General features: G+C 59.6%; 10 protein-coding genes and 1 riboswitch. Of the genes, 8 read left to right on the plus strand and 2 right to left on the minus strand.

Translation table 11 applies throughout. The features are described from left to right. Positions 1 to 298 precede the first annotated feature (298 nt). On the minus strand, positions 299 to 985 hold the full coding sequence (locus tag VEZ52_RS01045; protein ID WP_324835156.1) for a metallophosphoesterase: 687 nt from the start codon (positions 983 to 985) through the stop codon (positions 299 to 301). A 39-nt stretch (positions 986 to 1024) separates the two neighbouring features. On the opposite strand from VEZ52_RS01045, the gene VEZ52_RS01050 reads away from it, so the two are divergent. From VEZ52_RS01050 to cobI, 6 genes are all read left to right on the plus strand, one after another. Further along, positions 1025 to 1780 (plus strand): 5-formyltetrahydrofolate cyclo-ligase, encoded by a 756-nt coding sequence (locus VEZ52_RS01050; protein ID WP_324835157.1) that lies wholly within the window; start codon positions 1025 to 1027, stop codon positions 1778 to 1780. Beyond that, on the plus strand, positions 1771 to 2526 hold the full coding sequence (locus tag VEZ52_RS01055) for a polyphenol oxidase family protein (RefSeq protein ID WP_324835158.1): 756 nt from the start codon (positions 1771 to 1773) through the stop codon (positions 2524 to 2526). The genes VEZ52_RS01050 and VEZ52_RS01055 overlap by 10 nt, the downstream gene beginning before the upstream one ends. 26 nt (positions 2527 to 2552) lie before the next feature. Further along, positions 2553 to 2731: riboswitch (cobalamin riboswitch) on the plus strand. Positions 2732 to 2950: 219 nt separating this feature from the next. Continuing rightward, the gene (locus VEZ52_RS01060) at positions 2951 to 4051 is read left to right on the plus strand and encodes an iron ABC transporter permease (protein WP_324835159.1); all 1101 of its coding nucleotides are present in this window, start codon (positions 2951 to 2953) and stop codon (positions 4049 to 4051) included. Further along, on the plus strand, positions 4051 to 4989 hold the full coding sequence (locus VEZ52_RS01065) for an ABC transporter ATP-binding protein (RefSeq protein WP_324835160.1): 939 nt from the start codon (positions 4051 to 4053) through the stop codon (positions 4987 to 4989). Before VEZ52_RS01060 ends, VEZ52_RS01065 begins: the two co-directional genes overlap by 1 nt. Then, positions 4940 to 5821 carry an ABC transporter substrate-binding protein gene (locus VEZ52_RS01070; protein ID WP_324835165.1) on the plus strand — a complete coding sequence of 294 codons (882 nt, stop codon included), beginning with the start codon at positions 4940 to 4942 and terminating at the stop codon, positions 5819 to 5821. Before VEZ52_RS01065 ends, VEZ52_RS01070 begins: the two co-directional genes overlap by 50 nt. 39 nt (positions 5822 to 5860) lie before the next feature. Then, positions 5861 to 6577, plus strand: a complete 717-nt coding sequence (cobI, locus tag VEZ52_RS01075) for a precorrin-2 C(20)-methyltransferase (RefSeq protein WP_324835161.1) — start codon at positions 5861 to 5863, stop codon at positions 6575 to 6577. A gap of 939 nt (positions 6578 to 7516) precedes the next feature. Here the strand turns inward: cobI and VEZ52_RS01080 are convergent. Beyond that, complete coding sequence (locus VEZ52_RS01080) at positions 7517 to 7963, minus strand: GyrI-like domain-containing protein (protein WP_324835162.1); 447 nt, start codon at positions 7961 to 7963, stop codon at positions 7517 to 7519. A 126-nt stretch (positions 7964 to 8089) separates the two neighbouring features. Between VEZ52_RS01080 and VEZ52_RS01085 the strand changes: the two genes are divergently transcribed. Both VEZ52_RS01085 and VEZ52_RS01090 read left to right on the plus strand, forming a co-directional pair. Continuing rightward, a complete protein-coding gene (locus VEZ52_RS01085) occupies positions 8090 to 9004 on the plus strand; it encodes an AraC family transcriptional regulator (protein WP_324835163.1) in 915 nt (304 codons plus the stop codon). A gap of 198 nt (positions 9005 to 9202) precedes the next feature. Beyond that, positions 9203 to 10969, plus strand: a complete 1767-nt coding sequence (locus tag VEZ52_RS01090) for a methyl-accepting chemotaxis protein (RefSeq protein ID WP_324835164.1) — start codon at positions 9203 to 9205, stop codon at positions 10967 to 10969. Positions 10970 to 11392 lie beyond the last annotated feature (423 nt).

The raw sequence follows: 11392 nt of genomic DNA on the forward strand, positions 1-11392 counted from the left end.
AAAATTTCAGCCAGCATGCCATGCACTTACGGGAATGTGCCGTATTTGCTCCGCCGCAGCGCCAACAAGGCGCGCGAAGGCGGCAGCATGCTAATCCGCTTTTTGGAGAGTACGTTTTTTTTGAAAATATGCAAGCGGGCAAGGGGCGGGCGGGAAAATGAGCGCGGCGTGAACGGCATCCTGCCATTCTAACATGCAGCGGAGGCAGAAGAAAAACTGCGGGGGAGGGCGTGGGCAAGGGCCGCGTCTGCCGGATCACATCATTGCAATGCGCTCCGGCAGATGCGGCAGGCAAAAATCAGTCTTCAAGCATCTTGAGTTCGGCGGAGAGCTGGCCCGAATTGGAGCGCAGCAGCACGTAGCCGCCTTGCGCCAGCATGCCGGGGTTGACCACAAGGGTGCGGCCTACGCGGTCCATGGCGCGCGATTCGTGGATATGCCCGCACAGGCAGATGTCCGGCTGGGCTTCTTCAAGAAATTCGCGCACGGCTGTGGAACCCACATGAATGCCGCCGGGGATCATGTCGCAAGCGGTGTCCTTGGGCGGATTGTGCGAAACAAGCACGCTGTGCGGATAGTGGCGGGCCTTTTGCCAGCAGGTTTCAAGCCACGCGGAAAATGCGGATTCCGGAAATTCGCTCGGCGTGCCAAAGGGCGTAAATGTGGAGGCTCCAACGCCAAAAATGGCGGTTTCGGGCGTAAGCTCGCGGGTGACGGCGTGGAGGTTCCAGCCTTTTTCGCTCAGCCACAGGTCAACTTCAGGCCTGTCCATGTTGCCGATCTGGGCCAGCACGGGGATGTCGTGGACGCACAGGGCGTTCATGACCTGCTCTGCCTGCTTGACGCCGCCGGTGATGGTCAGGTCGCCGGTAACGATAATGCCGTCAGCCTGGGAGAGTTCCGGTATCTGGGCAAAACGTTCAGGTTCGTCGTGGATGTCGCCCACGGCGATCCAGAGAAAATCCTGAGAGTCGGCGCTTGGCATGGTGTTGCTTCCTTTGTTACAGTGGCGCAGGTGTTGAGAATGCCACACATTGCACCACAAGGAAAGAGCCGCTTGCCCTCCGATACCACGCCCTCCGCGCCTGTGCCGCCCACTCAACCAGCGCATCAGCCAGATGCTCCGCCAAAAAATCCGGCGGACAATCTTTCTGGCGAGCTGACCGAGGCTATGGCTCAGGCCAGAAACGATGTGCGCAAAGCCATGCGCCGCCTGCGGGCGGAGCAGTCGCTCCAGTTTGCCGAAATCCGCAGCGAGGCTGCACAGAACAGGCTGATGGAATCCCCCTTGTGGAAGAATGCCCGCTCCGTGGCCCTCTATGTGGGGGTTAGGGGCGAGCTTGGCACGCAAGCCCTGCTGCGCGCGGCATGGCAGGCCGGTATGCTCGTGTGGCTGCCGCGTGTGCGGCGCAGCGAACCGGGTTTTATGGACTTTGTGGCGTGCAGCGGCCCGGATCAATTGCGGCCCGGCCCCTTAGGTCTGCTTGAACCGCACGATTCCCTGCCCGGTTTCGGGCCGGAAGCGGCGGGCGGCAGCGGGTCAGCGGCAGCACACCCCCTTGCCCCCGACCTTGCGCTTCTGCCCGGCGTGGCCTTTGATCTTGCTGGCGGGCGGCTAGGCTATGGCGGCGGCTATTACGACCGCTTTCTGGAAAAAGGATTCACCTGCCCCCGCGTGGGCCTGTGTTTTGAATTCCAGCTTGTGGAATCCCTGCCCCTGGCCCCATGGGACCAGCGGGTCAACTATATATGTACTGAAGAGCGTATGCTGTGTCTGTAAGCTATATCCCCTTTGTTTTTCCCGGTGTTCCACAGGTGCGGTGCGCCTTTCAGACCCGCGCCGGAGGCGTGAGCCTGGGCGAGTTTGGCGGCGGCAACATTGCTTTTACCGTGCAGGATAAGCCCGAACACGTCATTGCCAACCGGCGCAGCATGCTGGAAGATCTGCGCCCGCAGGGCATGACCGCCTGGGCCGAGTTGATGCAGGTGCATGGCGACGGTTTTGTTTTCGAGCCGGAGGCCGTGGCCTGCGAAACTCCCGTTACGGCGGAAGGCGACGGCATGGCCACAGCGCGTCCCGGCCTTGGCCTGCTCATTAAGACGGCAGACTGCCAGCCCATCCTCATTGCCCACAAAAGCGGCGCGTACATCGCCGCCATGCATGCGGGCTGGCGCGGCAACCGCTGCGATTTCCCCATCACTGGCATGGCCCGCTTCTGCGAGCGTTACGGCCTTGACCCGCGCGATCTGCTGGCCGTGCGCGGGCCCAGTCTCGGGCCGGGTAAGGCGGAGTTTGTCAATTTTGACAAGGAATGGGGCGCTCCCTACCTGCCCTGGTTTGACGCCGGCAGCAAAACCATGGATTTGTGGGGCCTCACGCGGCACCAGCTGGAGCAGGCGGGGCTTTTGCCGCGCAACATCTACGGGCTGGACATCTGCACCGCCAGCAACAACGAGCAGTTTTTCTCCTACCGCTGCGCCAGACGCTCGGGCCGTCAGGCCAGCCTTGTGTGGATAGCAGCCTGAGCCATTGACAGGCCGCAAGGCCGCGCCTAGAGTGTTGGCGGCATTGGTAGCCGGGCAGACCGGCTTGAAAAGGGAATCCCGTGAAAAACGGGAGCGGACCCGCCGCCGTAAGGTTCTTAACCTTGCTCCATATTGCGCCACTGGAAACGGGAAGGCCGGAGCAGGGGAACCAAGCCGGAAGACCTGCCATGCCCCAAGGTGCGTAGTCATGGAATGACGGCACCACGGTGTGGCATTGGCCGCCCCACGGCAACGGGTTTTTGCCGGCAGGACAGAGGAAATACGGGCCTCTTCCACCACGAGTGGAAGAGGCTTTTTTTATGCCCGCGCGACGCAGGCCGCCACTGGGCAAGGGTCTGACCCCTGAGGTCAGCCAACGCTTTGGCCCGCGTTTGCCCCCGCAGGCTACGGCCAGAGGGCTGGCATGACCAGAACGACCGAATCTTCTCCTTCCTCCTCCCCGCAATCCCGCAGGCTGTGGCCGGTTTTTACCGGTCTTGTGGTCGTGTGGCTTGTTTCGCTGCCGCTGGCCTGTTTGCCGGGGCCTGTGCCTTTGAGCGCGCAGAGCGTGTTTCGCGCTTTGGCGGCATTGGCAGGCTTTGCACCCGCGCCTGATAATCCGGCCCTGACCGGGGTTGTGGTGAGCATCCGGCTTGCCCGGGTGTGTCTGGCCGCCCTGTGCGGCGGCGCTCTGGCTATGGCTGGGGCGGCGTTGCAGGGCGTGTTGCGCAATCCGCTGGCGGATCCCTTTACTCTGGGCATTTCCGCCGGGGCAGCCTGCGGGGCCAGTATGGCTATAGCCCTTGGCGGGCCGCTGGTGGTCATGCTGGGGAATATTCCGTGGCTGGGCAATGTGCCGGGGCTGGCTGGTTTCAGTCATGCCGGGCTGGTGGCCCCTGCGGCTTTGATCGGCGCGCTGGCAGCCCTTGGCTGCGCACTGTGGCTGGGGCGCGGCGACGGCGCGTTCAGCCGGGAGAGCGTTATTCTTGCGGGCATTGCCGTGGCTGCATTTTTAGGGGCGTTGGTGGCCCTTGTGAAGGCCCTCAACGAGGAATCCGTAACCAGCATCGTGTTCTGGATCATGGGTTCCTTTCAGGGCCGGGGCTGGAGCAGTCTGCCCCTCTTGCTGGCAACCCTTGTTCCGGGATTGCTGGCAACGGCCTTTGGCTGGCGCGCCTTGGACGTGCTCGCCCTGGGTGATGAGCAGGCCGCCCAGACAGGCCTTGATGTGGGCCGCGCCCGCCTGTGGCTGTTGGCCGGGGCAAGTTGCATGACCGCTGGCTGCGTGGCTGTGGCCGGGGTGATCGGATTTGTGGGGCTGGTGGTGCCCCATGTGCTGCGCCTGCTGCTGGGCTGGGGGCACGGCCCCTTGCTGACGGCGGCCTTTTTGGGCGGTGGGGTGCTCTTGGTCTGGGCGGATGTGCTGGCCCGCTGCGTGCTTTCTGGTGGTCAGGAACTGCCGGTGGGTGTGGTCACTGCCTTGCTTGGCGGGCCGTTTTTCGCCCTGCTGGTGCGGAGGCGCTGATGCTGTGGCCTGACCATGCAGATATGCGCCATGAGGGGGGCACCGCACCGCCTGTGCTGCGCATTGCCGGGGTGCGCGCCGGATACGGCGGGCAGAGTGTGCTGCGCGATGCTGCCTTTACCCTGCACGCCGGGGAATGTGCTGCCCTGCTTGGCCCCAATGGCAGCGGCAAAACAACGCTGCTGCGCACCCTTTCGGGTGTGCTGACGCTGCAGGCTGGCACCATTGAGATTCAGGGCCGTCCGCTGGCAACATTGAAGCCGCGCGAGCGCGCCCGCATGGTGGCGGTGGTGCCGCAGCGCGGGCAGTTGCCGCAGGGCCTTACCGCACGGCAGATGGTGCTGCTCGGGCGTTTTGCCCACCTTTCGTGGCTTGGAGCCTATGGGCGGGAAGACTACGCGGCGGCAGACCGGGCGCTTGAAGAAACCGGGGCCGCGCCGCTGGCGCACCGCAGGCTCACAGAACTTTCGGGCGGCGAGCTGCAAAGGGTTTTGCTTGCCCGTGCCCTTGCGCAGGAGAGTCCGCTCCTGCTGCTGGACGAACTGGCCGCAGGGCTGGACTGGGCGCGAATGGTTGATCTGTTCGACCTGCTTGAACGCCGCCGCGCCGCTGGAGCCTGTGTGCTCATGGCAGTGCACGACTGCAATCTGGCGGCCCTCTATGCCACGCGCCTCATGGGGCTGCGGGACGGAAACCTGGTTTTTGACGGGCCGGTAGCAAAGGTTTTTACCGAGGAGAATCTTGGTGCGCTCTACAACATACCCATCTGCGTATTGCCCCACCCCCGGTGGGGACTGCCTCAGGCCCTGCTTGCCAGTGCAACAGGCCCGTGGAGCGGGAAAAAAGCTGCTGCCCCGGCTGATGATGCTGAGTCTGGCCCTGTGTCTGATGCTCAGTCAGGCTCTGCTTCCGTCAGAAGCGCAGGCGGCTCACTCTGAAAACAGCGAACGCCGTGATCCCGCCCCCATTGTCATCACGGACGACACGGGCGCAACAGTTACCTTTGCCCAACCCGTCAAGAGGGTGATCGCGCTGTACGGAGCTTTTAACGAAATTTTTCTGGCCTTGGGCGCTGGCGATCTTTTGGTGGCGCGTACTGCTGCGGACGGTAATCTGCCGGAACTTGCGGCCCTGCCAGCCATAGGTACGCATATGCGCCCCAATGCCGAGCTTGTGCTGGCGCAGCAGCCTGATGTGGTCTTGCAGCTTGAAGGCCGCAGCGAAGCCCAGACCCAGACCGAGAATCTGCGTTCTTTGGGCCTTAAGGTGCTGACGTTCGAGGTAAATTCCTTTGAGCGGCTGTTTGAGGTTACGGAAACTCTGGGGCGGCTTGCCGGGCGAGAGGCCAAAGCCAAAACTCTCGTAACCGGCTGGAAGAGCCGCGTGCAGGCATTGCGCAGCCGCAATGCGGGCAAGCCCGTGTCGCGCGTTTTTTACGAGGTGCGTTATCCCAATCTGCTGGCTGCCGGTCGCGGCGGCATCACCAGCGAGATACTGTCCCTTGCCGGGGGCGAAAATGTGGTGAGCGACAGCAAAAAACTTGTGCGTTACAGCGAGGAAGCCCTGATTGCGGCAGACCCGGATGCGTACATTATCCAGAAAGGCCCCATGAATCCTGAGCCAACGCCTCTGGCCGGGCGTGATCACTACAGGGATTTGCGCGCCCAGCGCGCCGGGCGCGTGCTCGTGGTGGACGAAGAGCGTTTTGCCCGCCCCGGCCCCCGCGCCCTGGATGCGGCGGAAGAGCTGGACAGCTGGCTGCACCGCTGATCCCTTGATTATTTCAGAGCATTGTAAAGAGAGCAGATAATGAACGGAATTCTCTACGGCGTGGGCGTCGGCCCCGGCGCGCCCGATCTTTTGACCCTGCGGGCAGTCAGGGTACTGGGCGAGGTGGATGTTATCCTTGCGGCAGCCTCGCCCCGCAATGACTTTTCAGCGGCGCTGGACACGGCACGACCGCATCTGCGGGCCGATGTGCGCGTGCTGCGGCTGGAATTTCCCATGACGCGCGACCGAGCCGTGCTGCGCGAAGCGTGGCGCGTAGCGGCCCAAACAACCAGAGATGTGTTGGAAAGCGGGCAGAGCGCGGCCTTTCTGACCATCGGTGATCCGCTGGTATACAGCACGTTTGGCTATCTCATGCGTACCCTTGGCGAATGCGCGCCGCATCTGGGGGTGGAGGTCATTCCCGGTATCACGTCCTTTCAGGCGGCAGCTGCCCGCACCCGCACAATTTTGTGCGAAAACGGCGAGACCTTGCGCATCATACCGGGCATCAACACTCGGGAGAGTCTGGAAGATTCATTGCAACAGAGCGATACGGCTGTGATTCTCAAGGCCTATCGCAACCTGCCCGCCATTGCGGAAGCCTTGGGCGCTACCAACAGGCTGGAGTCGTGCGTGCTGGCGAGCCATGTGGAGCAGCCAGCGGAGAAGGTCTGTCAGGGGCTTGGCGGGGCTTGTGCTGCGGGTGAAACACCGCCCTATATGTCGCTGATTCTGAGCCGCAAGCCGCAGGTGTAGCCCTGCGGCACTGTGAAAGGCTGGGAAGGGTAAGAAAGGCGGGAAGAGTTGGGTGGGGGTGGGTGAGCCTGTCGAGCGTATTTACGCAAACCCGACTTTTTTGGCCTGACTGCGTTAAAGTCCTGTTTTTGATGCTCACGTACTTGAGTACGCTGCGCTCGAAAGCAGGACTTTTCCTTGTCAGCCCAGAAAAATGCGTATTTTGCAAATTCGCCCAACACCAGCCATCGCCTCCGCGCTGCTCCGGCGAGTTTAAGGAAGGCAATTCCACGACCAGCTTTTGATGAAGGGCAGCTCTTTCTTACTTGCAATTCATCCTGCTAGTTATGACCGAATGAAAATTGCCATTTACGTGCATAACTTATCTATATCGCATAGTTTTTTGTTTGCTACCATGATTAGTCCGAGCTTGGTTGTGACTGAAAACTCAGAATCCGCAGGGAAAGAGTACAAAGCCATTCCCTAAACGAGTAACTTAGCCAGTGGTACTTGGCTGAAGCGGATATTGGTCGAAGCGAAAGCCCCCTCTGGCACTTACGCGGCGCGGCGGGAGATCACCTGAGCGAGCGTAGCGAGTGAGGGAAGCTCCCGCAGCTATAGCCGCGTTGCCCTCGCCACGCTAAGGAAGCTGAAAACCTTTCTTAGGGGGTGCTTCGGGGGGGATGCAAGGGGGGCCGAGAAGGGGGTGTAGCCCCATAACCGGCCCCGCCTTGCTGCGCGCCGCACAGGCGTCCCCAACTCCGCCGGAGGGCGGAACCCCGTGCCCGAAGGGCGAAGAAAGACAAAATTAGTGCCTCCCGGGCGAGGCTGGGCCGCGCAGGCGTCCCAACTTCGCCGGACGGCGGAATCTCGTGCCCGAAGGGCGAAGAAAGACAAACGTAGTGCCTCCCGGGCGAGGCTGGGCCGCGCAGGCGTCCCAACTTCGCCGGACGGCGGAATCTAACGCTTGACCGGCATAAACAAGTCAAAGGGCATACTCGGATTCCAGTCCGCAGGGTACAGCTCAAAGCAGGGTGCCTGCTCGTTCAGTTTCCATTCCTGCTGCCCGCCGAGCCAGGTCTGGTACATGAACATGTATCCCGCACCGATGCTTTCCAGATTCGGCACAGTGCAGCGGGCGTAAGAGCCGGACGGAATGCTGGTTGTTTCGATGCCTGATGGAACCTGCCCTTCGGCCTCAACGGCGGCCCAGTAATCAAAATCCTGGGCATTGAGCATGATGGAGACGCCGTAGCTTTCCTTGCCATGAATTTTTGGCATTTGCGGGCAGAAGTTCTGCCACAGGGCAGGGCAGTCTTCCTTGGCTTTTGCCATGCTGGTACGCACCTTGATGCCCATAAGCTGCTTGGTCGGAAAATCCACGACGCTTATTTCAAATCCGTTCATAGGTACTCCTTGCGGGGATATACTGTGTGCGGTCAGCATGTTCCTGCTGGAGAAAATTCGCTCGACTTTTTTTGCGCTTCTGCCCACCGTGGCTCTCGGCGGCAAGAATCGAGATGGGAGAACTGAATGGAAACACTTACCTACCAACAGCGTATAGGCCTTGTGCTGCGCCATATTGAGCAGCACCTTGATGACAGGCCAAACCTGGAGGAACTGGCGCGCATAGCCTGTTTTTCACCCTATCACTTTCACCGGATATTTTCATCCATGGTGGGCGAGAGCGTTGCGGCATACGTGCGCCGTCTACTGTTGGAACGCGCCGCCATGCAACTTGGGCATTCTCCTAAATCTGTCACCCAGATAGCCTTTTGCGCGGGCTACGATAGCGTGGACGCCTTTACGCGGGCTTTTCGGGCGCATATGGGAATGCTGCCGTCTGAATATCGGCGCAGGAAGGGACATCTGGAGGTTGCCCGCAGACGCGATCTGACGCGTCCCCTGTTTTATCATGAAATGACCGATCTCCCGGCCATGGAAGTGCGTGTCGAAAAGTTTGCGCCGCGCTTGGTGGCTGCCGTGCGGCACACAGGGCCGTATGACGAGAGCTTTCCTGCATGGGAAAAACTGTGCGGTGCGCTGGGGGCCAACGCCCTGCTGTCTGACGCATCGGTGGCTTACGGCGTGAGCTACGATAACCCGGACATCACCGCGCCTCAAAAGTGCCGCATGGATGCCTGCGTCAGCCTGCCGCCAGAATTGCTGGAAACTAGTGCCGAACTGTGCCCCCTGCTACAGAATGAGGATATTTTTTTGCGGCATATTGGCGGGGAACAGGAGTATGCCGCGCTTCGCATCAGGGGGCCGTACTCCCTGTTGCATCCGGCCTACAGGTCGCTGTTTGGTATGTGGTTTCCGCAGAGTGGACGCGAACCGTATAATGATCCTGGTTTTGAAATCTACTGGAATTCACCGCAAACAACCCCTCCTGCAGACCTGCTGACGGAAATATGCATTCCCCTCAGGCCGGTTAATAAATGCTGATTTGCCAAGCGGCCTGCACATACGCTCCTGGACACAATGACAGTCATTTGGTTGGGCAGCTAAACAAAGGATTGTAGCGTGTTATATGAAAAATATTTTTAATTACTTTTGCTGATAACCTAAAATGTTTAAAGACTATGCCGATAAAGAAAGTAGTATGCTAATAGTATAACATCCCCCTCCCCTGGAGAATCGATCATGAGCCTTTTAAAAAATACGCAACTGCAAACAAAGCTCATCGTGAGTTTTGTTTTGTCCTCGCTGATGACCTTGGGCGTAGGTGTTTTTGCCGTTTTTGAGCTGGAAAAGGTCAATGACGCGGACACTATCCTTTATGAGCGGGCCACTGTCCCCATGGCGGATCTGCTGAAGCTGTCCGTGGGTTTTCAGCGCATTCGCGTCAACATGGAAGGTATAGTTGGAGCAACGTCTGATGCGGAGATCAGTAAGCGCACTGCCCAGATTGAAGCGCTGCGCAAAGAAATAGACGAAAGCTCAAAAGCTGTGGAAAAGACTCTCATTTCTGCTAAGGCAAAGCAGATTATTGAAGAATACAAGGTGCATCGTGCTGCCTTCAGAGGCATGACGGACAAGGTCCTCAAATTGAAGCAGGCTGGTGACTCCGCCGGAGCAGAAGCCTATCTTGATGGTGAAGGAAACAAGCTGGCCGACCAGTATCAGGATGCCATCAACCGCCTTGTGGAATCCAAGGAAGAGCAGGGCCATCTGCTGGCCCAGTCCAATGATGATCTGGCTGATTTTTCCAAAAAAATGATTTTTGCGGCCATTGCCATTGGTTTCATTTTGTCTGTGGGGCAAGGCATATTGCTCACGCGCGAAGTCATGAGGCAGCTTGGTGAAGATCCAGGCTATCTTGCAGAAGTTGCGGGCAAGATTGCTGACGGCGATCTGGACGTGACCTTCCGTCAGCAAAAGAAGCCCGGCGGCGTTTATCATGTTTTGCAGAACATGGTGGGAACCATGAAGGACAAGATCGCCGAGGCGGAGCAGAAAAGCGCCGAAGCTTCTGAGCAGGCCCACCATGCCGAGATAGCCACGCAAGAAGCTCAGGCTGCCAAGGTGCAGGCCGAGCGCGCCAAGGCCGAGGGTATGTTGCAGGCCGCGCACCAGCTTGAAAGCGTTGTCGAGGTTGTATCAACTGCCACAGAGCAGCTTTCTGCGTTGATTACGCAATCGAGCCGGGGGGCTGAGGAGCAGTCTCGGCGTGTTTCGGTTACGTCTTCTGCCATGGATGAAATGAACGCCACCGTGGGCGAAGTTGCGGAAAATGCCGCCAAGGCTTCTGATACCTCCGATACCGCGCGCGCCAAGGCGCAGGAAGGCGCGCAGCTGGTTCGCAATGTGGTGAGCGATATCACTGCGGTGCAAAAGCAGTCGCTTGAAGTCAAGGCCGATATGGCCACGCTCGGCAAACAGGCCGATGGCATTGGGCAGATCATGAGCGTTATTTCCGATATCGCAGATCAGACCAACCTGTTGGCCCTGAATGCCGCCATTGAGGCGGCCCGCGCTGGCGATGCCGGGCGCGGCTTTGCCGTGGTGGCCGATGAAGTGCGCAAACTGGCGGAAAAGACCATGACAGCCACGCAGGAAGTGGGCGGCGTTATCCGTGGTATTCAGGAAGGAACCCGCAAAAGCATTGACGGCGTGGACAAGTCTGTTGCCACCATTGAGAGCGCCACTCACCGGGCTTCGCTTTCTGGCGAGGCGCTTACACAGATTGTCAGCCTTGTGGAACAGGCAAGCGATCAGGTGCGCTCCATAGCCGCAGCCAGCGAGCAGCAGTCGGCATCCAGCGAAGAAATCAGCCGCTCCGTGGAGCAGGTGGCAACGATTTCGGCAGAAACCGCGCAAGCCATGGGAAGAGCCAATCAGGCCATGAGCGAGATGGCCCAGCAGGCCCAGGTGTTGCGGCGGCTTATTCAGGAGATGAAAGCTGGCTAACGGAACGCCGTATCCAGATTTGAGAGCAGAAAAGGGAAGAAAGTAAAGAGCGTCTGTAGGCGGCAGTGGTCGCAAGATGCCCGTTTGCTGATTACCAGCCAGTTTGGCAGCTTTGGGCAAGGGGAGGATCGGGAAAGATCCTCCCCTTGCGGATTTTTATGATTTGTTTGCGCTTGCTGCTGCATGCTGTCTGGCAGGTTGCTGCGTGTGCCTGCCAGATATTTTTTAAGTATTGCAGTAACGTTGCGGCCTGATCACGTTCTTGCGCAAGTTGCCGCCGCACGGTTTACGCGCATTGCGCCTTGCTGGCGGTTGGGTTATGATTTTGCGCATCGAAAGTTTGCCTGGGGCGCAATCCTGCGCGAGGCGAGCTTTTGCGGCCATGTCTCGGAGGCTTCAACGTGCGGCGTTTTTATCAGGAAA

This window comes from Desulfovibrio sp., assembly GCF_035644575.1.
Taxonomy (GTDB): Bacteria; Desulfobacterota; Desulfovibrionia; order Desulfovibrionales; family Desulfovibrionaceae; genus Desulfovibrio.